General features: G+C 59.0%; 18 protein-coding genes. 9 read left to right on the forward strand and 9 right to left on the reverse strand.

Features of this window, described 5'->3' with window-relative positions:
• Positions 1–51 precede the first annotated feature (51 nt).
• The 4 genes from ACR0C3_RS14970 (at position 52) to ACR0C3_RS14985 (ending at position 5,278) form a co-directional block, all read left to right on the forward strand.
• On the forward strand, positions 52–1,287 hold the full coding sequence (locus ACR0C3_RS14970; protein ID WP_480759189.1) for a lytic murein transglycosylase: 1,236 nt from the start codon (positions 52–54) through the stop codon (positions 1,285–1,287).
• Between the two features lie 404 nt (positions 1,288–1,691).
• Entirely contained in the window at positions 1,692–2,585 is an 894-nt protein-coding gene (galU, locus tag ACR0C3_RS14975) for a UTP--glucose-1-phosphate uridylyltransferase GalU (RefSeq protein ID WP_170643338.1), read from the forward strand.
• A 40-nt stretch (positions 2,586–2,625) separates the two neighbouring features.
• On the forward strand, positions 2,626–4,056 hold the full coding sequence (locus ACR0C3_RS14980) for a mannose-1-phosphate guanylyltransferase/mannose-6-phosphate isomerase (protein WP_480759190.1): 1,431 nt from the start codon (positions 2,626–2,628) through the stop codon (positions 4,054–4,056).
• A 151-nt stretch (positions 4,057–4,207) separates the two neighbouring features.
• Positions 4,208–5,278 carry a DUF2793 domain-containing protein gene (locus ACR0C3_RS14985; protein ID WP_480759192.1) on the forward strand — a complete coding sequence of 357 codons (1,071 nt, stop codon included), beginning with the start codon at positions 4,208–4,210 and terminating at the stop codon, positions 5,276–5,278.
• 32 nt (positions 5,279–5,310) lie between these two features.
• Here the strand turns inward: ACR0C3_RS14985 and fcl are convergent, their stop codons facing one another.
• A complete protein-coding gene (fcl, locus tag ACR0C3_RS14990; protein WP_480759193.1) occupies positions 5,311–6,288 on the reverse strand; it encodes a GDP-L-fucose synthase in 978 nt (325 codons plus the stop codon).
• Between the two features lie 10 nt (positions 6,289–6,298).
• Positions 6,299–7,423 (reverse strand): GDP-mannose 4,6-dehydratase, encoded by a 1,125-nt coding sequence (gene gmd, locus ACR0C3_RS14995; protein WP_170720189.1) that lies wholly within the window; start codon positions 7,421–7,423, stop codon positions 6,299–6,301.
• 158 nt (positions 7,424–7,581) lie between these two features.
• Here gmd and ACR0C3_RS15000 point away from each other — a divergent pair, with 158 nt between their 5' ends.
• On the forward strand, positions 7,582–8,886 hold the full coding sequence (locus ACR0C3_RS15000; RefSeq protein ID WP_480759194.1) for a UDP-glucose dehydrogenase family protein: 1,305 nt from the start codon (positions 7,582–7,584) through the stop codon (positions 8,884–8,886).
• A 9-nt stretch (positions 8,887–8,895) separates the two neighbouring features.
• Here ACR0C3_RS15000 and ACR0C3_RS15005 read toward each other — a convergent pair whose 3' ends face one another.
• Positions 8,896–9,756 carry a phytanoyl-CoA dioxygenase family protein gene (locus tag ACR0C3_RS15005; RefSeq protein ID WP_480759196.1) on the reverse strand — a complete coding sequence of 287 codons (861 nt, stop codon included), beginning with the start codon at positions 9,754–9,756 and terminating at the stop codon, positions 8,896–8,898.
• 103 nt (positions 9,757–9,859) lie between these two features.
• On the opposite strand from ACR0C3_RS15005, the gene ACR0C3_RS15010 reads away from it, so the two are divergent.
• The gene (locus ACR0C3_RS15010) at positions 9,860–10,759 is read left to right on the forward strand and encodes a LysR family transcriptional regulator (RefSeq protein WP_480759197.1); all 900 of its coding nucleotides are present in this window, start codon (positions 9,860–9,862) and stop codon (positions 10,757–10,759) included.
• Here the strand turns inward: ACR0C3_RS15010 and ACR0C3_RS15015 are convergent.
• Positions 10,723–11,802 (reverse strand): helix-turn-helix domain-containing protein, encoded by a 1,080-nt coding sequence (locus tag ACR0C3_RS15015; RefSeq protein ID WP_480759199.1) that lies wholly within the window; start codon positions 11,800–11,802, stop codon positions 10,723–10,725. The genes ACR0C3_RS15010 and ACR0C3_RS15015 overlap by 37 nt on opposite strands.
• A 139-nt stretch (positions 11,803–11,941) precedes the next feature.
• Positions 11,942–13,447 carry a caspase family protein gene (locus tag ACR0C3_RS15020; protein WP_480759200.1) on the reverse strand — a complete coding sequence of 502 codons (1,506 nt, stop codon included), beginning with the start codon at positions 13,445–13,447 and terminating at the stop codon, positions 11,942–11,944.
• A 121-nt stretch (positions 13,448–13,568) separates the two neighbouring features.
• On the opposite strand from ACR0C3_RS15020, the gene ACR0C3_RS15025 reads away from it, so the two are divergent.
• A complete protein-coding gene (locus ACR0C3_RS15025; RefSeq protein ID WP_170549489.1) occupies positions 13,569–14,624 on the forward strand; it encodes an OmpA family protein in 1,056 nt (351 codons plus the stop codon).
• A 2-nt stretch (positions 14,625–14,626) separates the two neighbouring features.
• Here the strand turns inward: ACR0C3_RS15025 and ACR0C3_RS15030 are convergent, their stop codons facing one another.
• The 4 genes from ACR0C3_RS15030 to ACR0C3_RS15045 form a co-directional block, all read right to left on the reverse strand.
• Positions 14,627–16,558 carry a caspase family protein gene (locus tag ACR0C3_RS15030; protein ID WP_480759202.1) on the reverse strand — a complete coding sequence of 644 codons (1,932 nt, stop codon included), beginning with the start codon at positions 16,556–16,558 and terminating at the stop codon, positions 14,627–14,629.
• Positions 16,559–16,579: 21 nt separating this feature from the next.
• Complete coding sequence (locus ACR0C3_RS15035) at positions 16,580–20,221, reverse strand: two-partner secretion domain-containing protein (protein WP_480759203.1); 3,642 nt, start codon at positions 20,219–20,221, stop codon at positions 16,580–16,582.
• Complete coding sequence (locus ACR0C3_RS15040) at positions 20,166–21,881, reverse strand: ShlB/FhaC/HecB family hemolysin secretion/activation protein (protein ID WP_480759205.1); 1,716 nt, start codon at positions 21,879–21,881, stop codon at positions 20,166–20,168. The genes ACR0C3_RS15035 and ACR0C3_RS15040 overlap by 56 nt, the downstream gene beginning before the upstream one ends.
• Positions 21,882–22,073: 192 nt before the next feature.
• The gene (locus ACR0C3_RS15045; protein ID WP_170675837.1) at positions 22,074–22,913 is read right to left on the reverse strand and encodes a M15 family metallopeptidase; all 840 of its coding nucleotides are present in this window, start codon (positions 22,911–22,913) and stop codon (positions 22,074–22,076) included.
• 168 nt (positions 22,914–23,081) lie between these two features.
• Here ACR0C3_RS15045 and ACR0C3_RS15050 point away from each other — a divergent pair, with 168 nt between their 5' ends.
• Positions 23,082–23,654, forward strand: coding sequence for an OmpA family protein (locus tag ACR0C3_RS15050; RefSeq protein ID WP_170639701.1), 573 nt, complete (start codon positions 23,082–23,084; stop codon positions 23,652–23,654).
• A gap of 33 nt (positions 23,655–23,687) precedes the next feature.
• Positions 23,688–25,880 carry a serine/threonine protein kinase gene (locus ACR0C3_RS15055; protein WP_480759207.1) on the forward strand — a complete coding sequence of 731 codons (2,193 nt, stop codon included), beginning with the start codon at positions 23,688–23,690 and terminating at the stop codon, positions 25,878–25,880.
• Positions 25,881–25,911: the final 31 nt, after the last annotated feature.

A 25,911-nucleotide genomic window follows, 5' to 3' on the forward strand; every position in this document is an offset into this window, starting at 1 on the left:
GCTCTGGTTTCGGTTGACTTGCAGGCATCGTCGGGACACAGCTTGGCTAAGATGCGTATTCTCATTTTGATTTTTTGCCTTGCCGTCCAACCCCTGGCGGCCAACGCGCAAGATCGCGCCAAGGTTGAGCGCCAGTTTCAAAACTGGTTGCAGGAAACGGTGTGGCCGCAAGCCCGTGCCAAAGGCGTTTCGCGCCAGACCATGACACAGGCTCTGTCCGGCGTGACATTGAAATGGGACCTTCCCGATCTGGTGCCGCCGGGCAGCCCGCCGCAGTCATCAAAGCCACAATCCCAGGCCGAATTCGGAGCACCGGCGCGCTATTTCAAAGCAGGCTCTTTGCAGGGCGCGACTGCTCAGGGGCGCAAAATGGCCAAACGGCACGCCGCGGTGCTTGCCCGTGTCGAGGCCGAAACCGGCGTTCCAGCCCGCATCATCCTCGGCATCTGGGGACGTGAAAGCGGCTATGGTCAAGTGGCGATCCCTCACAACGCGTTTAAGGTCCTCGCGACAAAGGGATTCATGAGCTCCCGCTCGCAATATTTCACAGCCGAGTTGCTGGCCGCCTTGCAAATCGCAGAAGCAGGGCATTTGAACGGTCGTGAGATGAAAAGCAGCTGGGCCGGAGCGCTGGGGCAGCCGCAGTTCATGCCCTCGAGTTTTCTGACCTACGCCGTGGACGGAGATGGCGATTCCAGCGCAGATATCTGGCAATCCGAAGAGGACACGATCGCCTCGATCGCCAACTACTTGTCGAAGCATGGCTGGATTTCGGGCCGTGATTGGGGATTTGAGGTTTTTGTGCCTGATACAGTCAGCTGTGCATTGGAGGGTCCTGATCAGGGTCGCAAGATCGAGGAATGGACCTCGATGGGGATCACGCGCGCTTCGGGCCGTCCATTTCCAGCGCATGAACTGCCTGCCCAAGGGTTCCTAATGATGCCCGCAGGTCGAACCGGACCGGCGTTTTTGGTGACCGAGAATTTCTATGTCCTGAAAGAATACAACAAGAGCGATCTATACGCCCTGTTCGTGGGTCATGTCGGGGATCGGATTGCATTCGGTGTCGGAGACTTCACGGCGCGCTGGGGTCGGGTTGACACACTATACCGATCAGAAATTGCAGCGATGCAAAGAGGGTTGGAACACCTTGGCCATGATGTCGGCGGTGCAGATGGGCTGCCAGGTTTCAAAACGCGGCGCTCAATCGGGCGCTGGCAGAAAACGCAAGGTCGGGCCGAGACGTGTTTCCCTAACAATGCGCTTGTCTCTGAACTTGGGCAGTAACCATCCTCAGTCTAAGTCAACAATGTTTATTGTTCATCACTATCGTTGCTTTTTTAAGGTCAATTGACAGGCTTGCCCAAATTGGCTTGATGCACGGTCTTTCCATTGTCCGGACGTATCGCACAGGCTTGGCGCGGCTGTTTAGAATCAACCCGTTATGGATACATCGCCAAGAACGCGATACTGGAGCGCTTCAACGAAGCGACCTCGCGGCTTGAGATGCCAGCCCAAGCAACCAGAAACTGGCAACATAACTGTCTTTTGACTTGCGGTTCCCGCCATGGCACGATCTGACCGATTTAAGCTCAGGCCCTTCGGGTAATATTGAATGATCTGGCCCCAAAGCCTAAGAGGAATAACCCGATTGGTTTCGACCACGAGGGGCAACTAGATTGAGAGGCACTATGACACGCAAGGTCACCAAGGCGATTTTCCCCGTAGCAGGACTTGGAACACGCTTTTTGCCCGCGACGAAATCCGTCCCGAAAGAGATCATGACGCTGGTTGACCGCCCTCTGGTCCAGTACGCCATCGACGAGGCCCGCGCTGCTGGGATCACCGAGTTCATATTTGTCACGTCGCGCGGAAAATCCGCGCTTGAGGATTATTTCGACCATAACCTTGTTCTGGAACAAGAGCTTAAAGCCAAAGGCAAGGACAAGCTGCTGGATACGCTCAATGCGACAAACATGGAAAGCGGCGCCATCGCCTATATCCGCCAGCACAAGGCGCTTGGGCTTGGCCACGCTGTCTGGTGCGCGCGCCGCCTGATCGGGGATGAGCCTTTCGCCGTCATGCTGCCCGATGACGTTATCGCCGCCGACAAGCCCTGTTTGCAGCAGATGATCGAAGCGTATGAAGAAACCGGCGGCAATATGGTTGCCGCGATGGAGGTTCCGCCCGAACAGACCAGCTCCTACGGGGTGTTGGATGTGGGCGACAATGTGGGCACGGTCGTGCGTACGCGCGGCATGGTCGAAAAACCCAAGCCCGAGGATGCGCCCTCAAACCTCGCCGTAATCGGACGCTATGTGCTTGGGCCGTCAGTTCTGTATAATTTGAACCAAAAGAAGAAGGGCAGCGGCGGAGAGATACAGCTGACCGACGCCATCGCCGAAGATATCCGCAACGGTGTTCCTGTCTTTGGGTACAAATTTGACGGTCAACGCTTTGATTGCGGATCTAAAGCTGGGTTCCTGCAAGCAACCGTCGCATTTGCCTTGGCCCGCGATGATCTGCGCGATGACCTGAGCGCGTATCTGCACGACCTTGTCTCGGCTGAGAAAGCCGCCCAGTAAACGGGCGATAAGACACACAAATGAAAGACGCTGCGCGATCATGACAACCGTATATCCAGTAATTCTATGCGGGGGGTCTGGAACCCGTTTGTGGCCGCTCTCCCGGAAAAGCTATCCCAAGCAGTTTGTACCCTTACTGGGCGAAAACAGCCTATTGCAGGATTGCGCCCTCAGAATGCGTGGGCCTGAAGCTGCGCCTTACGCCAAACCTGTCATCCTCACGAATGAGGCGTTTCGCTTCGTTGTGCCAGAGCAATTGACCGAGATCGGCATAGACCCTGGCCCGGTTCTGATCGAACCCGAAGGACGCAACACCGCGCCCGCCGTTCTGGCCGCAGCCTTGTTCCTGAATGAAATCGACCCGGATGCGGTTATGTTGGTGGCCCCCTCTGACCACGTCGTCCCCGATTCCAGCGCCTTTCACGACGCAGTCATCGAAGGTTTACGCGCGATTGCCGAGCGTGGTGATCTGCTGACCTTCGGCATCACTCCGGATCGGCCGGAAACCGGCTATGGCTACCTGAAACTGAGCCAAACGCCCGAAACCCGCGCGGTCCCTCTGGATCGGTTCGTTGAAAAGCCCGATCTCGAAACTGCCCAATCCATGCTGGCCGATGGCAGCTATCTGTGGAACTCGGGCATCTTTCTGTTTGCCGTTCGCGACATCATCGCAGCATTCGAACAGCACGCTCCTGCCCTGATGAGCCCTGTCAAAAACGCTGTCGAAAACGCCAAAAGTGACCTTGGTTTCCTCAGACTGGATGCCGAGGCATGGTCTCAGGTCGAAGATATCTCGATCGACTATGCCGTGATGGAGAAAGCGGACAACCTGAGCGTCGTGCCCTATGCGGCCGGGTGGTCGGATGTTGGCAGTTGGTCCGCGGTGCAAGAGTTGACCCATCCCGACGCAGATGGCGTCGCTACCTCGGGTGAGGTCACGGCGATTGACTGTCAAAACGTGCTGGTCCGCTCGGAATCTCCGGCGCAGGAAGTTGTTGCGCTGGGTCTGCAAGACGTGATCGCCGTCGCCATGCCCGACGCAGTTCTGGTCGCAAGCATGGACAAGGCGCAGGATGTCAAAAAGGCCGTGACCGCGCTGAAGGCCAAAGGTGCGAAACAAGCCGAATCCCTGCCCGTGGACCATCGCCCTTGGGGCTGGTTCGAAAGCCTCGTGATCGGCGACCGGTTTCAGGTCAAGCGCATCCACGTCCACCCCGGCGCGGCGCTTAGCCTGCAGTCGCATCACCACCGGTCGGAGCACTGGATCGTGGTGGAAGGCACTGCCAAGGTCACAATCGACGAGGAAGAGCGTCTGGTTTCTGAAAATCAGTCTGTCTACATTCCTTTGGGTGCGGTCCATCGGATGGAAAACCCCGGCAAGGTGCCCATGGTGCTGATCGAGGTCCAGACAGGCACGTATCTGGGTGAGGATGACATCATCCGCTATGAGGACATATATTCACGCAGTTAAACTGTTTGAATTCAGTTTCTTGCACGAGATTCAGGTGAAAAGGTAAACAGAAACACCTCCGGGCGTTCGCTGCGGTCAGATAGATTTCATGCGTCTTGCGGCAGGGTAGCGCGCAACGAAATGTCGGACCGACAGCCTAAGGAGGACGCCCGTGTCTCAGACCTCTCCCCGATTGAACCTGCCGTTTTTGCAGCCGTCTCAGGCGCAGAAACATGTTACCCATAACGACGCCCTGCGCCAGTTGGACCTCGTGGTGCAGCTGAGCGTTGTGTCGACCAGCAGCACAAGTCCACCCGTCGCCCCGGAACAAGGTGAGATTCATGGGCTGAGCGCCAACCCGACCGGAGATTGGGACGGTCACGCAGGGGAATTGGCCGCCTGGATTGATGCCGCCTGGCACTTCCTAGCCCCACAGACAGGCTGGCGCGCTTGGGACCAGGCAGATGGGCAGGTGAAACTGTGGGACGGTAGCGCGTGGATCACCCCTCCGGTCGAGACCACGAACTTGCCCGGTATAGGCGTTGCCACTGGCTATGACAGCACCAACCGCCTATCCGTTCGTGGCCCTGCAACTTTGCTGAGCCATGAGGGCGGAGGCCATCAGCTGAAGATCAACAAGTCCGCCTCTGGCGAAACCGCGTCGCTGCTGTTTCAATCCAACTGGACGGGTCACGCCGAGATGGGCCTTTCCGGCAGCACCGGGTTTTCGATCAAGGTGTCACCGGACGGCGGCAGTTGGACAGACGCCCTGCGGCTTGATCCCGCCACGGGTATCGCCAGCGGCGCCGCCGTTCAAAACAGCCCGACGGATACCACGGCTGGGCGCTTGATGCGGGCCGACTATGGGTACGGGCCTGGCAATCTGCTGGGGTCGGTGTCGGAAAACGCAGGTGCGCCGACGGGTGCAGTGATCGAACGCGGCAGCACTGAAACAGGCGACTATGTCCGTTTCGCTGATGGCACTCAGATTTGTACCGCAACCTTGACCGCCACAGGTTGTACCACTGCTGAAGGCGCGCTGTTTGCTAGCAACACGGAGACGTGGACCTTCCCGGTCGCATTTGCGGCAACCCCGTCTGTCAGCGGCAGCGGTGGTAGCGCGGGCCGGTTCGTCGGGGTAGACGAACCTTCGACCAGCCAAGTCGTTTGCAAAGTTCTTTCCACCACATCAAATGCAACAGTCCACGTGCCGTCTCTGACCGCGATTGGGCGTTGGTGCTGAGGAAAATGGCCCGGACCTTGGGGTTCGGGCCTCTATTTCGCGCGAAGATCGCCCTGAGACTGTTCAAGGAACCAAGCGTAGGTTTCGCGAATACCGTCCTCAAGCCCAATCGAGGCCGTCCATCCCATATCCGCCAGACGTGACACATCCATCAACTTGCGCAGGGTCCCGTCGGGTTTTGAGGTATCCTGCGTGATCCGCCCCTTGAAGCCCGTGACCTTCGCCACCAGCGCCGCAAGCTCGGCAATCGAGATGTCAGACCCGCACCCGATGTTGATATGGCTGAGCATCGGCTGCGTGTTGGCCTCGTAGACGTCGCGCGGAAGGTCCAGCACGAATAGAGACGCCTCGGCCATGTCATCCACGTGCAGGAATTCACGGCGGGGTTTGCCGGTACCCCAGATCACAACCTCATCTACACCGTCCCTCTGCGCTTCGTGGAAACGGCGGATCAGAGCGGGCAGCACATGGCTGTTTTCGGGATGGAAATTGTCGCCCGGCCCATAGAGGTTGGTCGGCATGACCGAGCGATAGTCAACACCGTGCTGCCGGTTATAACTTTCGCACAGCTTGATCCCGGCGATCTTGGCCACCGCGTAGGGTTCGTTGGTAGGTTCCAAAATACCTGTCAGCAGGGCGTCTTCGCGCATCGGTTGTTCCGCCGCGCGTGGGTAGATGCACGAGCTGCCAAGTTGTAACAGGTATTTGACACCAGCCTCAAACGCCTGATGGATCACGTTGCACTCGATCATCAGGTTTTTGTAAATGAAATCCGCAGGGTAGGTATTGTTGGCATTGATGCCACCGACCTTGGCCGCAGCCAGTACAACAATATCGGGCTTCTCGGCCTGCATGAAGGCGCGCACCGCAGCTTGATCGGTCAAGTCCAGTTCGGAATGCGTGCGGGTAATCAGGTTCAGGGCCTCTCCAGCCGCCTGCCGGTCCTGCAATTTGCGCAGAATACCGCCGCCAACCATACCGCTATGCCCTGCTACGTAGATTTTACGCATGATTGGTTCCTCAGCCGTTTTCCAAGCTCACGGGCATCTCATAGCCGTGTTGCTTGAGCAATGCATGGCGCTGCGCTGTTTTGAGATCCTCGCGCACCATCTCAGCGCACATGTCCTGTACCGTCAACTCGGGCACCCAGTCCAGTTTCTGCTTGGCTTTGGACGGATCACCCAGCAGGGTCTCCACCTCAGCCGGACGGAAGTAGCGGGGGTTGATCCGCATCACCACATCCCCGGGCTTCAGCGCCGGAGCACTGTCGCCTTCGACCGCCTTGACGGTTGCAATCTCATCTACGCCTTCGCCGGTGAATTCCAGCGTCACGCCCAGTTCGGCGGCGGACCATTCGATGAACTGGCGCACGGAGTATTGCACCCCAGTCGCAATCACGAAGTCCTCGGGCGCGTCCTGCTGCAGCATCAGCCACTGCATGCGGACATAATCCTTTGCATGGCCCCAGTCCCGCAGGCTGTCGATATTGCCCATGTAAAGGCAATCTTCGAGGCCCTGAGCGATATTCGCCAGACCGCGCGTGATCTTACGGGTCACAAATGTCTCTCCTCGACGCGGGCTTTCGTGGTTGAACAGGATGCCGTTGCAAGCATACATCCCGTAGGCTTCACGATAGTTCACGGTAATCCAGTAGGAATAAAGCTTGGCCACAGCATAGGGCGAGCGCGGGTGGAACGGCGTCGTCTCACGCTGAGGCGTTTCCTGCACCAGCCCATAAAGCTCGGACGTGGAGGCCTGATAGAAGCGGCACTTCTCCTCCAGCCCCAGAAACCGGATCGCCTCGAGCAGGCGCAGCGTCCCAATCGCATCCACATCAGCCGTGTATTCAGGGGACTCGAAGCTAACCGCCACATGCGATTGGGCCCCAAGGTTATAGACCTCATCAGGCTGAACCTGCTGGATAATACGCGTCAGATTGGACGTGTCGCTCAGATCACCATAGTGCAGATGCAGCTTGGGGTTCGGCTCGTGCGGGTCCTGATAGATATGGTCGATCCGCTGCGTGTTGAACGAGGAGGCACGCCGCTTGATCCCATGCACCTCATAGCCTTTTTCCAGAAGGAACTCGGCCAGATACGATCCGTCCTGACCGGTAATGCCGGTGATCAATGCCGTTTTGGTCATAACTGTGCCTCGTTTCCACAAATGCTTCTGTTCGAAGTCTCAAAAACAGTAAGAGCGTATGGAATGCAACCCAAGGCGACAATCTGGCATTGCACCTGACCACGATTTCTTTGATTGTGCAGGCGCATTTCGGCCGAGACAAAAAGAGGAATTCGAGCTTGCGTATAGCGATGATAGGCACCGGCTATGTGGGTTTGGTGTCAGGAGTGTGTTTTTCGGACTTCGGCCATGATGTGATCTGCGTCGACAAGTCCGAGCATAAAATCCAGTTGCTGCAAGCCGGTGAGGTTCCGATTTATGAGCCGGGGCTGGACACCCTCATGGCCAAGAATGTGGCCGCCGGGCGGCTTAGTTTTACGACCAACCTGCAAGACTCGGTAGACGGAGCGGATGCGGTTTTCATCGCCGTCGGCACACCGACGCGACGCGGGGACGGGCACGCAGATCTGACCTATGTCATGGCTGCAGCCGAAGAGATCGCCAATGCGCTGACCGACTATGCGGTGATCGTGACAAAATCTACCGTGCCCGTCGGCACCAACCGCAAGGTGCAGCAGGTCGTCACCACCGCAAATCCGAATGCGCAGTTCGATGTGGCCTCGAACCCGGAATTCCTGCGTGAAGGAGCCGCGATCGACGACTTCATGCGTCCTGACCGGGTTGTGGTCGGCGTGGAAAACGACCGCGCTGCCGAGGTGATGGCCGAGATCTACCGCCCGCTTTATCTGCGAGACTTTCCGATCCTGACCACCGATCTGGAAAGCGCCGAAATGATCAAATACGCCGCCAACGCGTTCCTCGCGACCAAGATCACCTTCATCAACGAGATCGCCGGCCTCTGTGAAAAAGTGGGCGCCGACGTCAAGGAGGTGTCCCGCGGGATCGGGTTGGACGGCCGGATCGGAAATAAATTCCTACATGCCGGACCTGGCTATGGCGGTTCTTGCTTTCCCAAAGATACCGCCGCTCTGGCTCGGATCGGGCAGGAACACGCGCATCCGATGCAGATCACCGAGACCGTGATCCGCGTCAATGACGGTGTGAAAAAGCGAATGATTGAAAAGATCCGCGACGCCTGCGATGACAGTTTCAACGGCAGGACCGTGACCGTGCTGGGGGTGACGTTTAAACCCAACACCGACGATATGCGCGATGCTCCGTCCCTGACCATCATTCCAGCCCTTATCGGTGGTGGGGCCAAAGTACGCGTGGTCGACCCGCAAGGCCGTGCTGAGGGCGAGGCGCTGCTGCCAGGCGTTGATTGGTTTGATGACCCATACGCGGCGGCCAAAGATGCCGACGTCGTTGTTCTTCTGACCGAATGGAACGAGTTTCGCGCCCTGAACCTAAGCGAACTTGGTGGAGCGATGAAGACGCCGCGCATGGTGGATCTGCGCAACGTCTACTCTCAGGACAGTGTCGAAAAAGCGGGTTTTGAAACCTATGTGGGGGTCGGGCGTTAACCGCCCGCCTCAATCTGCATAGAGCGGAACCGACGCGTCTGCCCCTTCGGCCAGTGCTTTGCTCTGATCCCGCCGCACTTGCTCATACGTTGCTAATGCATCGGATGAGAACAATTCTGTAGGTGCTTGAACCGGCACGAAATTGCTGTGTTTGTCCGAGCCTCTCGCCAGCAGCGCATAGTCCCGGTCCGCCACCAGCTGTTGTGCTCCGGGACTGAGATAGCGGATAGCCAACCCGATCCGCCGGTCCTCGGACTGGTTCGGCCCCGAACCGTGGATCGTCAGCCCGTGATGCAGCGACATCTGACCTGGCGCGAGCTCGATATGGGTCTTGTCGGTCTCCGCAACCTCGACAGCCACCTCTTGCCCGCGGGAAAGCAGGTTCGTTTCCGAATATGTATCGGTATGCGGCAAGATCGGGTTCTTGTGGCTGGCGCGCACGAAATCCATGCACCCGCTGCGCTCTGTCGCGGGGGACAGAGCAATCCAGGCCGTGACCTGATCCGGCGTTTCCCCCATGCCCCAATAGGTGAGATCCTGATGCATACCAACAGTTTGCACGGTGTTGGCCTCTTTGATGAAAAACTCGGCCGACCAGATCATGATATCAGGGCCCAGAACGCCCTCGACCACATCGAGAACGCGGGGATCCTGAGCGATGCGCGCCGCAAGTGGCATGACCAGATGCGCATTGACCCGCTTATAGGTGTTCAAAGGCAAGGGCAGATCCGCATCCAGCCAGTCGCTCTCAATCTGTTCCAACTCGGTCCGGAAACCAGCAGCCTCAGCTTCGGAAAAGACGGAGAGGGGAAAGAGATAGCCATCCTCCCAATACTGGTTGGATTGTTGCTGCGTTAACGTCGTCGCCATGGGGTCACCTATTCGCTCTATGCGCAAAGGGTATCCGCGAGGAGAGACAGGTCAAAACCAAACCTCTTGCCTGTCAGAATAAGTCTAGCTTAGCCTGCGCTACATGTTGCCCCGCATCCCATCCCTCAACTGGCTACGCGTGTTCGAAGCAGCCGCCCGTACAGAGAGCTTTTCCCGGGCCGCATCGCAGTTGAACATGTCACCAGCGGCCGTCAGCCAACAGGTCAAGGCGCTTGAGACCCGGCTGGGCACACCTCTGTTTCACCGCCATGCCCATGCCGTCACGCTAACAGAAGCGGGGCGAGCCTATCTGCCCTCAGTTCAGCAATCCCTTCTGATGCTGGAAACGGCCACCACCGGGTTGTTCGGGGAGACGCGGGAACAGAGGTTATACGTTCAGTCGGTTTTGTTGTTTGCCCATGGCGTCTTGGCCAAAGGCCTTCCCGCGTTTCAGGCCGCGCATCCTCAGATCAATCTTTCGCTGACCACCGGCAATGCGAATTCGGATTTCACCAACCAGTTCACCGATCTACAGATCGTGTTTGGCAACCCTGCGCTATTTGGCACCGAAGGAGATGAACTGCTGCGCGAGGTTCTGTTTCCCGTCGCCCCGCCTGAGGTTGCAGCCCAGATCCACACACCGCAGGACCTGCTGCGTTTCACCCTGATCGAAGTTTCGACCCACCGTGCCAGCTGGCTCTACTGGTTCGAAGCGCTGCGTCTGCCGACCGGACAGGCCCGGTTCTTCTTTGCCGACAACTCGATCATGGCGGCTGAGCTGTCCGCCAGCGGACTTGGAATCGCATTGGCCCGCGCGCCCGCATCTGACCGTATTATGGAGGGCTCAGGACTGGTGCCTTGCCTGCCCGACCTGCAGGTCAACGGGCAAGAGGCTTATCACCTGATCTATCCCTCTCGTACAGATTTGCGCCGGCCGGCTTGCCTGTTTCGCGACTGGCTGCTGGACTACAGCGCTGCCGTCCAAACGCGGTATCGTCCCTGACCGGTGACTTCGCGGACCAAACCGCGGCGGGTAAAGCGGTCGATGTTGCGTTGTACTGCAGCGCGCGAGGCTTGGGTCAGTTCTTCGGCAAGTGGGGCGGATACCATTGGCCAGGCGCGCAGCGCTTCAATCAGCAAAGGCGGCGTTCGACCGCTGAGATCGGCTGTTGCCTCCTTCGCCCGCGCCTCCCACGCGTTGATCCGGTCCAGATGCAACAAGGCTGCGAGCGCCGCCTGTCCGGCCCCGCGAATCCAGGCGGACAGTTTTTCCTCAGGCGATCCGACTCCACGCAGCGCGCCCGGCCCGGACAGGGCCAACGGCATGAAAAGCGCCCCGCCCCGCCCCATCGAGGCCGCATGCCGGGCGGCAACAACAGCTGCTTCCGTATCCTGACCGGGTCCTTGCGACACGGCCCGCCATGCATGAAAGGCGATCGCGGCCTGAGTGACGGGGTGCAGCGCCTCGACGCTGCGCATCACGTCCGACAGGTCTGCAATGGCCTCCGGCACCTCTTCGATCCCTTGCGCCATCCGGTCCAGAAAGGCGGTCAAACCAGCCTCCCATCCGTCATGGGAAGGGGCCGCGCCCGATGACAGGCGGCGCACCGCCCAACCTGCCCGATACAGGGACTGCACGTCATCGCCGGTCGCGCCGATCCGCAGACTTGTCCAAAGCGCCAAGCGTTCGACACTGATCCGGTCACCCGTCCACCAGCCCAGATCGGATACATCCATCAAGGCCAGACGATGGGTCCACCCGTCTGGTCCTGCCCGCAGCCGTTCATCCAATGCGCCGAAGGTTACCGCCAGATCGGCAAGCTCGGATGACAGCCCGGATTGCGCGGCCTGCCACTCTCTGGGATCGAACAATTGCCGCTGATCTGCCCGAGGGCCAGGGGTCAGGAAATCATCCTGTGGCGAGTCATCCTCGGGCGGGAGAAACCACAGATCATCCTCATCCTCCGGGTCACCATCATAGATGCTGCGCGGCCCGAGGTCTTCGGCCTCATCATCGGGATCGGATGTGACAGGTTTGGGCTTCATACCCGCATTCTTCGGCTATTTCCGACCACTCACAAGGGGTTTTCCATTTGGATGACTAGCTTTCCCAACTTGCATGGGAAAATCTTCTCGAAAGGCCGGGCATCCAAGTCCGGTCGCTGATCTAGACTTTAGGGCAGACTTAACCCTGACAGCCGCCCATCGCCCACCGGCGTAGGTTGACCTTCAAACCACCGCCAAACGGGTGCTGCTTTGCCACATTGCCTGCCGCTGGGCGTTTGACATAGGTCTGCGCCTGATCGCACAGGGCCTCATGCGTCCACTGGTGGCAACTCGAACAGTTCTGATCTTTCCACAATTCATCCGGCAACCCATCAATCGGCGGGAACTGAGGTGAACCCGCGACCAGTTCCTCGATCGACTTGCCCCGGACATGGGTGTTGCCAAAAGTCAGGATGGATTTCATGGTGACCGCTGCGCCGGCGTCGATGCTGCCCGAATTCTGCGCCTCGGGTGTCTCGACATTGGCTTCGGCTTTGCGAGTCACGGTCTCGCTTTCCAACTGCAGGGCCGCCAGACGCTCGACCGCCTGATCGGCGAATGCGCCACTGGGAAAGCTGTGCAGGTAAACCTCATAAGAATGGATCGAATCGTCGACCTGCGCCAGTTCATACATCAGACGGTCCGTCTCGGTCGCTTCCGGGGCCTCTTGCGATGGCGTTGGCGTGGGCAGAGTTCCAAAGGACTCGGCCAAAATCGTCTGCAGCAGATCATTGGCCTGCGATGCATGAACACTGTCTGGATAGGCCCGCTGAAACAGCATGATCTTCACCGGGTCGCGGCTGTTCACAGCCTCCTGCCACTGTTCTTCTTCGGTTTGCTCCGGTTTCGCGATCAGGGTTTCGTTCGCGCGCGCAAAGGCGAAATCCTGCGTCAGGGACGAGGTATCCCAAGGCGTTTGCAACCCACGCGTTTCGCTGAGAACATCAACGCGCACCTTCTTGAACAATTGCTCGATCGCCATGCCGGGCGTGTCGATATGCTGCGCAAGGCTCAGCGTGAATGGGCTGTTGCCGGTTTCGCCATCCAGCGCAACGCCGCCGGGATCGGTGGCATAGGCGAGAAAAGTGCCGGTCGGGGCTTTCATCTCGGCCAGACCGTTGTCATCCATATCTGCCAGATCCTCGAACGGGTTGTTCCGGCAAGCGTCCAGAATGACGATATTCGTCTTGTTGTTGGCCGAGGCCATCTGATGCAGGACCGAACGGGCCTCAACCGCCATCAGATCCAGATCGGCCGGATCGGACAGCGAAACATCCACGGGCAACAGGTAGTTCGATCCGAAAGACTGAACCCCGTGACCCGCATAATAAAACAGGCCCACGGCGGTTTCGCCGCCCTTGCGCAGATCTCGCCCGAACTGGGCAATCGCGCGTTTCATCTCGATCTGGGTGCTGTCGGACAGATGCCGCACCTCGAACCCGAGCGCGGTCAGCTTCTCCGCCATCAGCCGCGCATCGTTGATTGGATTGTCTAGGGCCGAGACCGAACCATAGTCGGAGTTTCCAACCACCAGCGCGATTCGCGGCTCGGCCCAAGCCGAACCGGTCCAGAGCATAGCGATCATCGCAATAAGGGTTCTAAGTACGCGTTGCACCTTTGGTTCTTTGCCTTTTTCTGGTCTCATGGTCCGTGACCCCTTGGGCACCACTCAGCCCCGAAATATTCTGATATTGTTTTTTGGCTTTCTTATGGCCGTGGCCTGAAATATCCCAATTAAAGTATCAAGACTAGGAAGAGGTTCACACATGCCGCGTTTAAACTTGGTGCGAAATGCTTTTGCTATGACGGCACTGGTATTTGCAAACACGGCGTGGGGTCAAAGCGCCGATCCTTTTGAGCATGGCTGGAAATTGGACTCCGAAGCCTCGGAGCTGCAGTTTCTGTCGGTCAAGAAGAACGCGATTGCCGAAAACAGCGGTTTTGCAACCCTGACGGGCGTTATCAGCCCTGAAGGTGGCGCCGATATTCGGGTTCAGATGGACAGCGTTGATACCAAGATTGACCTGCGCAATGTGCGCATGCGGTTCCTGTTTTTCGAGACCTTCAACTTCCCCGAGGCTGTGATCACAGCCCAATTGCCGCCCGAGCAGCTGGTTGATCTGCACCAGGCCCGGCACAAGATCATCGACCTGCCCTATAGCCTGTCGCTGCATGGGGTGACAAAAGACAGCGTGGCGCAGGTGGCCATCACTCTGGTCGACAATGACCGGGTGGCCGTGGCGAATACGACGCCAATTGCGATTGCCCTGCCCGACTTCAACCTTGAGGAAGGACGCGGCAAGCTCGAAGAGGCCGCCGGTGTAGATATCCTGCCCTTCGGCTTTGTCAGTTTTGGCTTCGTTTTCGACCGCGCCCAACCCGGCACGCCGCCTCAGCTTGAGGTCGCCTCGGCGACACCGGGGGCTGCTGCGCTGGAAACCAAAGGTGATCTGGATCGTGAGGCCTGTGAGGGGCGGATGGAGATCCTGTCGCGGACCGGCAATATCTACTTCAACTCGGGCAGTGCGCGGCTGACCAATGACTCGATCCCGCTGCTGAGCAATCTGCATGACATTGTCGACCGTTGCCCGGACCTGAAGATCGAGATCGGCGGACACACGGATAGCGATGGCTCGGATGAGGCTAACCGCGTTCTCAGTGAACGTCGTGCGCAGGCGGTCAACACCTATCTGGTCGATCAGGGGATCGCGCCCGAACGTCTATTGACGGTTGGTTATGGTGAAAGCCGCCCGGTTGTGTCGAATGACACCGCAGACGGCAAACGCCGCAACCGGCGGATTGAGTTTGTGCCGGTAAACTAGACTCAGTTCTCGGCCAGAATGATCGGGTCGAACCCACCACTGCGCCATTGCCGCAGGGCCGAAATGAAATTCGGCCCCGGCACACCGTCGATGGTGCTGTTGTAATAGCCTGCCTTTTGCAACAGCCGTTGAACCTCCATCAGGGTATCGCGCGACCATTGGTCTGAGGCGAGGGACAGCTGATCGAGGATCGCTCCGTTATCCTCAGCAGCGCCGCGCAGAAGCATGCGCGCGGCCTCCAACGGATCACGAGGCACGCCGCGCCCTTCGTCCAGAAGGATCGCGGCCGCGAGATAGCCCTGATATTCGCCATCACGCGCAGCTTTCTGGAAGTAGCCCAATGCCTGTTCGGGCTCACCTGCGGCACCATCTTGCGCCAGCACCCCAAGATTGAACGTCGCCTTGGCCGACCCACCGTCAGCGGCTTGCTGCAAAAGCGCGACGGCGCGCGCATCGTCTTTGGGAACGATCTGGCCTTCAAACAGGGTGACGGCGAGGTTGATCATGGCATCCGCGCTGCCCCCTGCCGCCGCGCGCTCGTACAAGTCCAGCGCTGCACCCATATCCTGAGGGACGCCGGTGCCGCTTTCATGCAGTTGCGCCAAAGACACCATCGCCCGTAAATCCCCTTCGGCAGCAGCCTGTTTGTAGAGGGTCACGGCACGCTCCACATCCCCCGCAGCAATCGTCGCGCGCGCCAGTAGCGCCACATAGTGCGACAGCTCCGGCGACTGGGCCGCCGCCGCGCTGCACGCCTGAATGGCCGTCAGCGCATTTTCCTGCAACCGGCTGAAAGGAACGCCCGTGATACTGGCCGTGCGGTCGCGGGGATGGGTCGCGAGGCGTTCACAAATGCCGCCCGGCGTGCTGTCCTCGGGTCGTGGGATTGAGGCGATCAGCCGCTGCGCCTGCGCGGCGTGGCTACCATCGGGGTATTGCTCTAGGTAGAATTCAAGCAGAGGCCGCATCCGACTGCGTTGAGCCAGCTTCCAAAGACGCTCGGCCTGTTCGTCCTGATCTTCGACGCTCAGCGCGCGGGTCTGGGTGCCGCCCTGCCCGGCCTCATCCAGAAACGCAAAAACCTCATTGGCATGCGCGCCCTGTGGGTAGCGGTCGATATAGAGCTGCATCAGTGAGGCATCCTGCGCATTGGCCGCCACCTGCCACAGCAATGTCTCTTCCGATGCCGTCACCGGGCTGTTGTCAAACCGGAACTGCCGCGTCAGCGAGGAATTGTCCCACGGGATCTGCCGCCCGCCAGTCGCCGCCAGAACATCCTTGCGGACCGAGATCAGCAGGTCCGAGATATCCTGTCCCGGCGTGTAAATATGGCTCAACAGGGCTTCGGTGAAAAAACTGTTCCGCCCGGTGCCATCAAAGGCCACGTTGTCAGGCTGCGTGGCGTAGGCGAACAGAAAATCCGCCGCGCTGCCGACACGGGCTAGCCCTTCGTCAACGCTCAGCACACCGTCTTCGAACGGGTTGTCACGGCAGGCGTCGAGAAACACAAGACGAATACCGTCGGACCGCTCCATCCTCGATACGAACTCCTCCATCGCAACGGTCTGCTCCGGAATATCCGCGGCACTGGTCAGATTGGCATCGACCGGAACCAGATAATTGCGCCCGTCCACCTGAAACCCGTGCCCTGCATAAAACAGCAGCGAGACATCGGAATCCGCAGCCGTCGCGCCATAGGATTCAGCCAGAGACAGCATCTCATCCCGAGTCAAATCTGTACCCAGGAACACGTCGAACCCAAGCCCCTCAAGCGCGATGGCCAGATCCGAGGCGTCGTTGATCGGATTGTCGAGCGCCCCGACGGTCTGGTAATCCGAGTTCCCGATGATTAGCGCCACACGTTTGTCTGCCAGCGCCGCAACAGCGCTGAACAGGGTCAAAAGCATGGCCGCGCAAAGACGGATCAGGAACATGGGCGCAGAGCCTCCATGGGGTTAAAGACCGATGGCGCGCGACAGGCCAATCTCGGCCTGACCAACCGCTGCCACGATTGTATCTACCTGCTGGTTCTGGATACTGACAAGCTCGGGGTCGGTTGCTCGTATCAATGTGATCGCCTTGCGGATTTCGCGCTGCGCCTGACGGATTTGACGGCGGGCTTCCTGCACTGCCTCGCGGCGGATCGTCTCCCGCTCCTCAGCGGTGGTGGCAAGTGCCAGACGACGGTTCGCATCCTCGCCCGCTGCGCGAATACCAGCACTAGCACCTCGGATGATATCGCCAACGGATTCCAGACCCGGCGGCAAACCCTGAACGATCGCATCGAGGTCCGAGGCGTATTCGTCCATCGCATCGGCAATACAGGCCAGATAGGCGCTGACATTGTTGCCCTGTTCCGCACAGGAAGAGATTACCTCGTCAAAGTCCTGCGACGCATTCTCGACCGTGCCTAGCGCCGCTTCTGCTTCGGTTGTCGTTGTGGTCGTAGTGCCACCGCCGCCACCTCCGCCGCCGGTGATGGTTGTATCCACGGTCGGGGTGATTTCAATGGTTGGGGTCGGCGGGGTCGGAATGACAGTGTTCCCGATGATTGCCGTGCCAGGCAGCGCGGAAACGGTATAGAACACCTCCGAGATACTCAGGAGGGAACTTGTATCCACGGTATAAGTCGTGGTCCCATTTTCGGTGCTGGCAAACGTCAAAGTCTCAAAGATCGGCGACGTATCCAGCGAGTCACCCGACGGCCCGAACCGAAAGACAGACGGGCCACCAGAAATTGTACCCGTGCCGGTCGTCGTTTCAGCCTCACCTTCGGGGATGAGAAGCGTGTCAGGCACCACAAACAAGACTGGTGAGGTCGTGTAGTGAAGTGGGTTTGTCCCGCCTTCTGACCCGCTCGCTCCAGGCGCCCACGTGTTGGTAAAGTCCCAACCTTGAGCCGACGCAAGGTTAAAGAACCCAACGGTATCCTGAAGCTGCGCTGTGGTGAGTGCTGTGCCCCCGGCGCTGGTGGCCAGACCAGAGGTATCGGTATTCCAGAAGGAACCTGAAACAGATCCAGAGTTTGAACCGACTAACCCACCGAGTGTTGGTGTGTTGGGACCTGAAAAACTGGCACCGCCCGTTGAATAGCTTCGGGCAACTGTGCCGCCATTGTTGAAGCCTACGAGGCCTCCGAGCGTCGCCGAGTCTCCGGGCGCTGAACTCTGGTTGCTGCCTGAGACACTTCCGGTTGCATAGGAATCCTGAATAAGGCCGTTGTTGTCACCCACCAAGCCACCAACGGAAAAATCACCCGCCGTAGAACCACTGACGGTTCCTGTAGCGTGAGACCGAGTTATGGTTCCGTTGTTTTCGCCGACCAAACCGCCCGCGACGACCAAGTTGGCCTCGGTCGTGGCGACGGTCACACTGGCTGTCGAGAAACTGTCGATGATTGTGCCATCGTTGAAACCAACAAGACCACCGGCCTGTTCGTCACTGCTGGAAAAGCTTCCGGATACCGAAACGCCGGAAATTGTGCCGCCGTTTGTGCCCGCTAAGATACCACCGCCCCCAGAGGAAACGCTGGCCCCGTTGATGCGCAGGTTTTGAACGTTGCCATCAAGATTGTTGAACAGGCCACCGAACGAACTGGTCGAAATGGTGAGGCCGTTTATCGAAAAGCCGTTGCCTTCAAGTGTACCACCCGCAAAGTCGATTGGATCGAACGAACTAAGTGGCGCGGCACTGATAGAATTGGCCAGGGCGTAGCTGTTGCCGTCCGAAATGCCTTGAAGGCCAAACACATCCGTCAGGAGAAATGGCGACCCGGCGGCACCAGTGCCACCGAGCGCACGGGTGAATGTTGCGCCGGACGCAATATCAAGCGTTGCCGCCGAGAAACTCGGAAGCGTAGAACTTACCTGTGACCAGGCTCCATTCGTAAGCGTAAAGGTATCGACGTTGATTGTACCACCTGTGCCGGTACCAATCGTTGTGGCGGCGTTCAGCTCTAGCTCCCCGCTTGTCGCGGTGATTGCAGCATTGATCGTGATCGAATCATTGGCAAGCAGCGTTAGCCGAGAGCCGTTGCCCCACGTGATCGGATCGTCGACGGTGATCGTGCCAACCTGTGAATCGTCGCCACCAAGGTCGATAGGGTCTCCGTTCGGCTGGAGAGTGCCGCTTCCTGCGGTCGTCAGAGTGACGTTGCCGAAGCCAAGGTTCGTTTCAATTGTACCCGGCGTGACTGAACCCGGACCGGTTGCCGTGTCAGACACCGTGATATTCGTGGGGTCCAGCAGCAGCGTGCCATATGCACCAAAGGGTGCCCGCGTATCAGTCAGGCCATCGTAATTCAGGGCCAGCTTGCCCGACACTTCGACAAAACCGCCATCCCCGGCAAGATCACCTCCGCGCGCAGAGTTGAACCCCGAGAACGATGTGTAGTCATCCGACCAGACGATGATCAGACCGCCATCGCCCTGATCTCCGCCATTGGCACTGATTACCGTTGTGCTGTCGACCAGCGTCGTACTGGCCCGTTGCAGATCACCGCCGCCTTGCAGGTCACCGCCGACGCGGATCTCTCCGCCATTTCCAGTGCCCGCACCGTCTGCGCTCAGAGCCGCACCTGCCAATTCGATGGCTTCACCGGTAATTGTGATCGACCCACCGTTCTGATCTCGAGCCACCGGGCGCGGAGAGGCCTCGACCAGTGTCACCCGTGCCGAGGTATCAATGCGGCCCGTCACCTGTACGGCCCCGCCGCTGCCGCCCAGAACAACTGCTCCAGACACGCCACCGACCGAGCGCGCCTCGATCACGCCAGACATGTTCACGACCCGACGCGCTGCATCACGGGCGCTGGCGGCCTTGAGGTGAACGACACCGCCATCCGCCTCGATCCGGCCCGAATTGGTGACCAGAGCCTCCATCGCGGCGTCATCACTGTTCGAAGGAACCGCAACCTGTAGAAACCCGTCGCCGGACACGTCGAGCGTAACGTGCTCACCCGCGCCGAGTCCCACTTTGCCCATCGGCACGCGGATCACACCCGAGTTTGACACTTTACCGCCGATCAAGGCCGCGTAGCCACCGGGCACAACCTGAATCGTACCCGCATTCTCGACCCCGGCTGAGGCTCCGTTGCCGTTGTAGTGATAACGACCGTTCAGAAAGTCATCATCCGTGATGTTCAGGGTCGAGGCTACAAAGCCCCCAGTATTCACATGGCCGTTCGGACCGATGAAAATGCCGTTCGGGTTGACCAGATGCACCTGCCCGTTGGCGTTCAGTTGGCCGTGGATCTGGCTCGTCGTATTCCCCGTCACCCGGTTCAGGATCACGCTTTGCGCACCCGGCTGATTGATATTCACGGTCGAGCCGGAGCCGATCGAAAACCCGTTCCAATTCACGATGGCCGCATTGGACCCCTGCGTGATGTTCAATTGATTGCCGCTAGGTTGGCTGATCGCAACATCACCCGCAGCCACTGTCCCTCCCGTCGGGAGGGATTGCGCCAGCGCGGTCGTGCCCCATAGCACGGCCGAGGCCGACACAAGAATGCGGCGTGAGACTGTCATGGCTGCGCTACCATCAGAAGCGGCGGCTGGCAGTGATGCTGAACCGGTTTCCATCTTCCCCGAGGTCATCACGTTCCCCCCTCCCATATTCCACTCGTACTGACCCGGACCGATAGGTCGAGTCCTCAATCGTAAACACATCAAAGCCCAAACCGTAGGCATATGCCCGGGTTGTGCCTTGTTCAAGAACAGTGGGTTGTTCTAAACCTAACACGCCGTAGGCCCCAAAAACATAGGGCTTGAAAAGGATCGGAAAGCCGGCCACTTGCGTCTGCTGCGACCGGCCAAGCTCGGCCCGCGCGACCCAGCCGTCATCTCCGCGCAGGTCGCCCGCGTCGAAGGTCGATAGCTCGCTGGAGCTGGCAACACTGAACTGTTCCGACGTGACCAGCGGATCGCCGAAGCTGGATTGAATCCGGCCATTCAAGTTCACGGACCAATTGGCATTCAACGGGCGCTGATACTGCGCGGACAGTACAAGCTTGGTGAATTGCGCGCTGGCACCTTGCCGTGACAAAGGGGTATCCCCCGCCCCGACCGAGGCACTGGCTCCGAAGGCGTCCAACCCGCGCGACAAAACTGCCCCGGCAGACAGAAACGCGCCATTGTCATAGGTCCAGCTTGCATCCAGTGTGGCCCGCAAGACGCTGAGGTCATCGTCATAGACCGGCAGCGACCCTGAGCTGGCAATCAGATCCTGCGAGTCGCTGATCCGGTCCAGGATCAGTTGCGACGACAGATTGTGACGCCGTGTGCGCACCCAAGGATAGTAGAGACGCAGGGAAAAGCGTTCGAATTTACTGGTATTTGGTACCAGCTCGGCATCCGGTTGCGCCTCACTCAGCGTGTATTCGGCGTTGAACGTCATCCCATCGTAACCGATCGGAAAAACCGTCCCCGCTGCCGCGATCCGGTACTGCGCATCGCTTGAGAAGAACCGCTTGGGCGAACCGCCGACGCGGAAATAGAAGGTCTCTCCCATCTCCAGCGCGCCGTTGACCTCAAGGCCGAGGTTCAGGTTGCCCGGGCCAAGCTCATCCGACAGTGTGTTGTCAAAGCCGTAAGAGCCGGTGATCTCTTTGAACTCACCATCCAGCGTAAGTATGGTACCGCCCCGCGCATCGCCCGCCGACAGGGTCGAGGCCAGTCGCACGCCAAACGTATCACCGGCCAGCAATAGCGCACGTTCGATCTGTTGCAGTTTGATGCCCCGTTTGCCGATCAGAGGTTTGGTTATCATCACCACCCGCTCACGCGCCTGCTGCGGCACTTTCTCGGCATCAATGCGTTCGATGAACCCGTCGATCACGACGATGCGCAGCGTGCCCCCATCTCGCAGGGTCTGCTGCGGCAGGACCACCCGGCTGAGGACAAAACCCGCGTTGGTATAGGCGCTTTCCAATCGGTTGGTGGCGGCAAAAATCTCGGACACGGCCACGCGTTTGCCGGTCAGGCGCTCAATGAAGGCCGCATTTGCCGCCTCCATCTGGGGCAGACCATCTTCGATCCGCACCTGACCAACAGTCACAAACAGCCTGTCTGCGCCTTCGGGCACCGGCGCGCCCGGATCGCGCGCTACGGTCACAGGTCCGGTGCTGCGTTGGTTCTGAGGCTGAAAGGTGGACGGGGCAAGGTTCGACGCGCTTTGCGCCTGCGCCACCGTGGAAAACACAGTCGACGCGATCGCGACGCAGGACGCCAAAACCAGAAAACGACAGATCCGCGTCATGCTAGAAAAACACCCTTTACCCGTACCGGTCCGAACCAATGAGCCAGAAACGTATCGAGGAAATCCCATCGAAGGGACCATGGCAAGGTCGTTCTCAACATTCCGCAGCCCCCTTTGGAATAGATAGCGCTTTATTTACTTTGCACCCTATTGCGTCTGTGACGGACTTCACAAAGCGCAAGAAAGGCGCGGTCAGAGCATCCCGGCCTCGAGCCACTCTTCGATCTTGTTGCGGCTAACCTCGAAATGCATCGAGTCCTCACGGCCCCAGGCAGCACCCCAGACCCAGCCTTCCTCCCGGAAGAAATCGGCGAGGATCGTCAGACCCAACTGGGTTTTACCGTCGCCCAGTGTATCAAGAACACCGTCGATATTCAGGTCAACTGCAAGTCCATAGGCATGAGCCGAGGCCGAAGACGTCGCCCCGCGAATACGGCGCACACACAAAGAACCGGCCGTGTTGATACGCGCATAAAGGTCGGGGTCGGTGCGTTGAATGTTCTCGAATACAGCCCGCAGTGAATCAACCGCAGGTTTTAGCATCCGCACCCGAACCGGCCCGACCTCTTCCAACACCAGAAGCTCTTCAAGCCGCGGGTTGGTCATCGACTGGCATTCATCCGTCAGATCCTCGCGCGGTAGCCCGAATGTTTCGCGCAAGAAGGACGACCCGGCCAAGTCCAGTTCCCGGTTTACTTTGTTGCGGTTGGCGATCAGGACGACCTGCGCATAAGCGTCAATGATCTCATTGGGCGACGAGCGATCAAACCCATAGTCATCCGCCGCCGAATTGTCTTGCGGGACGATCCCGGCACCATTCTGGGTGCGTGACACCTCAAGCGAAAGCCGTTCGACCTGCTCGCGCATGTCGTCCAGCTGCTGGCTGAGCATCTCGATCTCGATCCGGGCGCCTGAGTCGATGGCGGGACCTTCGAAATTCTCGTCAAGCGGAACGACCAAAGGAAAGACGTACCAGATGATCGGAGCCAGTATGATGGCCACTCCCAGAATGATCGCCGGAACGATGCGCATTTGCCTGATGTTTCCTGTATTCTGCCACCTTATAAGATGAACTTAAAAGGCTGGGCGCATGATGTCACGCTATTGACCTAAAAATGTCCAGCGCTTGTGTGACATTCTTCATTGTCGGTCGTCTGGTGGGGGGCTAATCTTCCCCTCAAACACGGAAAGGTTAGGGTTATGTCCGCATTTGCATCATGGAAGTTCATCGGGACCTCGGCATTCGCCGTCCTGTGTACCGCTCAGTTTGCTCTGGCGCAGTCAGGCGAGTTGACGGCAGACGAAATCACCGACGCGTTCAACAAGCAGAAGACGCGCGGCCTTGTCATCGTTCCGTCGAATTCCGGCGAAACGGCTGAGGCCGAAGCTGAAACCACCGTTGCCGCCGCTCCGACCGAATACCAGCCGGTCGCAAGCGAGGATCAGGTCAACATCCAGATCCGTTTCGATTTCGCCTCTGCCGCGCTGCGCGAGGATGAAAAGCCCAAGCTTTCCTCGCTGTGTCAGGCGATGAAGAACGTGGACGTTAACGTCTTCCAGATCATCGGCCATACCGACAGTGCAGGCTCGGCTGAATACAACCAGAACCTGTCGCTGCTGCGCGCCAAAGAGGTCAAACGCTTCCTCGTCGGCGATTGCGGTATCTCGGAACAGCGGCTCGAGGTGCTGGGCGTGGGCGAAGCCGAACCTCTGAACAAGGACAATCCGCGCGCCGACGAAAACCGTCGCGTTGAATTCCAGGCCCTCGGCTGATTACACCACCACTCTAACTAAACCGAGGACAGCATGACGGACTCCCGCGCAGGCGACCTGTTTCAGCCGGGCGATCTGGTGAACAATACCTATCGGATCGAAGCGATACTTGGGCGGGGCGGTACTTCTGACGTCTATCGAGCCCGCTCCGAGATTTCGGGGCGGCTTGCCGCTTTGAAGGTTCTGAAAGCGGAGTTTTCCAGCAATGATGACTATCTGGTCCTGCTGACCCGCGAGGAAGAAATCCGCGACATCCGCCACGACGCGGTTGTCCGCTATTCTGAAAACAACCGAACAGCCGACGGGCATGTCTATCTGGTGATGGACTATGTGGACGGGCCGGGCCTCGACCAGAAACTCAAAACCGGGCCGATGTCAGCGGGCGATGTGCTGACTGTGTGCAAACGGGTCTGCGAGGGGCTTGAAGCCGCCCATGCTCGCAACATCGTTCACCGCGATCTGAGCCCAGACAATATCATTCTGCGCGATGGCGATCCGGCGCAGGCCGTGATCATTGATTTCGGTATCGCCAAGGACACAAACCCCGGGGCCGAAACCATTGTGGGCGGCGAGTTTGCCGGGAAATACGCCTATGCCGCGCCGGAGCAGCTTTCGGGCAAAACCGATCAGCGCACCGATATCTATTCACTGGGCGCCTTGCTGCTGGCCAATTTCCGGGGGCAAAAAGCCGATGCCGGGCGCAACCTGCTGGAAGTGGTCGAAAACAAGAAAGAGCCGCTGAATACTCAGGACGTACCGGAACCGCTGAAGTCGATCCTAGACAAGATGACGGCTCCGAACCCGGATGATCGGTACCAAAGCGCTAGCGATGTCCTGCGCGCCCTGGCGGCGGCCCGGAACGGATCGGCCACGCCTCAAGACGATCTGGACGATGCGACCGTAATCGCCCCGCGCGCAGCCCCTGCCGCTGCGCCATCCGTCGCCCCGGTTACGCAACCGGACCCGAAACCCAAGGCCACCCCCGCCAAAGCAGAGCCTGCTAAATCCTCACGCGGAGGCCTGGTGGCTATAGTTGGCGCGTTTGCGGTCGTTGGCATTGGTGCCGGTGGCTATTTCGGCGGACTGTTTGACAGCTTCCTTGCACCGCAATACCCGACCGTATCACCCTATACTCTGGTGGCTGACAAGCGCCCCGGTCAGGCCCCGCGTGCCGTAGGCTTTGTTCCGTCCGAGACTGTGAGGGACGCCATGACCGGTGAGATCACATCCGAAGGGGGCGATGTTGATCTCACATTGGCCTCGGGCGACATTTCCGACACCTGGGGAACAGCGGTGACTGGCGTCATCGACGCCGCCATGGATCTGGACGAGTGGCGTTTCGTGGTCGAAGGCAATGAGGCCCGGCTGACCGGACAAACCACCGATCAGGCGCTGCATGCCGAGCTAGAGCAGCTCTACTCCGCCGGTCTGCCCGCTGGGCTACAAGGGACCGCAGATATCGAGTTGGAATCGCTGTTCCTGTCCGCAGATGAGGTCCGACCCATCCTGTCCGGCTTGGCCGATTGCGGCGCGTTGAAACTGATTGACGCACCCAGCACGGGCTACGGCCCCGAAACACCGATCAAGGTTGGCGGAACGCTGGCCTCAAGGGACAGTTTGGTCGGGTTGGACACCGCGCTGACAGCCCTCGCTGGTTCACGCCCTATCGATCTTGAACAGGTCACGCTACTGAACCCGACCCTGTGTCTGATCGAGAATTTCCTGCCCTCGGCACCTACCAGCGATATCTCGATCGCGTTCTTCAACGGAGAGCAAGGCAACGCCCCCAATCCGACCGGAGACTTCATTGTCGGGCAAAACCCGGTCATCGATGTCGACCTGCCCGATGATGTTCAGGATGGGTATCTATCCGTCTCGGTCTTGGATGTGTCAGGCAACGTGTTCCACCTGCTGCCCAACGTCACCCGCCAAGACAACGATATCGCCTCTCTGCGCGACGGAGAGTCCGGGCCAATTTCCGTCCGTGTGGCCTATTCGATTGATGAAAGCCAAGACAATGGCGGCATCGCCTTTCAGGTCGATGACACCGCGCTGGGGAAAAGCAAGGTGATCGTTCTGCATACCGACAATCAACTGTTCAGCACCATACGCCCAACGGCAGAATCCGCTGCAGGTTATGCCGAGGCCTTGCGCGAGCAGGACCGCAATGTTGAAACGCAAATTCTATCTCTGGACAGCCGCATTCTGACAACGCTGGAGCAATAGGCTCCGGCGGCGTTCCTGCGTCAAAATGTGA

The organism is Ruegeria sp. CK3 (assembly GCF_056536565.1).

Bases quoted from the DNA above. Each gene is read 5' to 3' on its own strand.
- ACR0C3_RS14970 (WP_480759189.1), top strand. From the start codon at position 52: ATGCGTATTCTCATTTTGATTTTTTGCCTTGCCGTCCAACCCCTGGCG.
- galU (WP_170643338.1), top strand. From the start codon at position 1,692: ATGACACGCAAGGTCACCAAGGCGATTTTCCCCGTAGCAGGACTTGGA.
- ACR0C3_RS14980 (WP_480759190.1), top strand. From the start codon at position 2,626: ATGACAACCGTATATCCAGTAATTCTATGCGGGGGGTCTGGAACCCGT.
- fcl (WP_480759193.1), bottom strand. From the start codon at position 6,288: ATGCGTAAAATCTACGTAGCAGGGCATAGCGGTATGGTTGGCGGCGGT.
- gmd (WP_170720189.1), bottom strand. From the start codon at position 7,423: ATGACCAAAACGGCATTGATCACCGGCATTACCGGTCAGGACGGATCG.
- ACR0C3_RS15005 (WP_480759196.1), bottom strand. From the start codon at position 9,756: ATGGCGACGACGTTAACGCAGCAACAATCCAACCAGTATTGGGAGGAT.
- ACR0C3_RS15010 (WP_480759197.1), top strand. From the start codon at position 9,860: ATGTTGCCCCGCATCCCATCCCTCAACTGGCTACGCGTGTTCGAAGCA.
- ACR0C3_RS15015 (WP_480759199.1), bottom strand. From the start codon at position 11,802: ATGAAGCCCAAACCTGTCACATCCGATCCCGATGATGAGGCCGAAGAC.
- ACR0C3_RS15020 (WP_480759200.1), bottom strand. From the start codon at position 13,447: ATGAGACCAGAAAAAGGCAAAGAACCAAAGGTGCAACGCGTACTTAGA.
- ACR0C3_RS15025 (WP_170549489.1), top strand. From the start codon at position 13,569: ATGCCGCGTTTAAACTTGGTGCGAAATGCTTTTGCTATGACGGCACTG.
- ACR0C3_RS15030 (WP_480759202.1), bottom strand. From the start codon at position 16,558: ATGTTCCTGATCCGTCTTTGCGCGGCCATGCTTTTGACCCTGTTCAGC.
- ACR0C3_RS15035 (WP_480759203.1), bottom strand. From the start codon at position 20,221: ATGACCTCGGGGAAGATGGAAACCGGTTCAGCATCACTGCCAGCCGCC.
- ACR0C3_RS15040 (WP_480759205.1), bottom strand. From the start codon at position 21,881: ATGACGCGGATCTGTCGTTTTCTGGTTTTGGCGTCCTGCGTCGCGATC.
- ACR0C3_RS15045 (WP_170675837.1), bottom strand. From the start codon at position 22,913: ATGCGCATCGTTCCGGCGATCATTCTGGGAGTGGCCATCATACTGGCT.
- ACR0C3_RS15050 (WP_170639701.1), top strand. From the start codon at position 23,082: ATGTCCGCATTTGCATCATGGAAGTTCATCGGGACCTCGGCATTCGCC.
- ACR0C3_RS15055 (WP_480759207.1), top strand. From the start codon at position 23,688: ATGACGGACTCCCGCGCAGGCGACCTGTTTCAGCCGGGCGATCTGGTG.